Consider the following 264-nt stretch of genomic DNA (forward strand, 5'->3'; position numbering starts at 1 on the left):
CACTCCGCGCCGCACGGTGCGGGCCGGGAGTACTCGCGCTCTCGGGCCCGGCGCACCTTCACGCGTGAGCAGCTGCGGGAGGCGATGGCCGGCATCGAGTACCGCGACACCGACGCGTTCATCGACGAGATCCCGGCGGCGTACAAGGACATCGACCAGGTGATGGCGGACGCCGCCGACCTGGTCGAGATCCGGCACACGCTGCGGCAGATCGTGAACGTGAAGGGCGACTAGCTGTGATGCCCAGGGAGGTTGTCCCGCCCT

General features: G+C 69.3%; 1 protein-coding gene. It reads left to right on the plus strand.

Annotated elements, in window-relative coordinates:
- The coding region (locus ACOADB_RS18395; RefSeq protein WP_378601641.1) for an RtcB family protein at positions 1 to 234 on the plus strand (234 nt) is incomplete at its 5' end.
- Positions 235 to 264: the final 30 nt, after the last annotated feature.

The sequence above is a fragment of the Nocardioides sp. CPCC 206348 genome (assembly GCF_048654705.1).
Lineage (GTDB): Bacteria > Actinomycetota > Actinomycetes > Propionibacteriales > Nocardioidaceae > Nocardioides.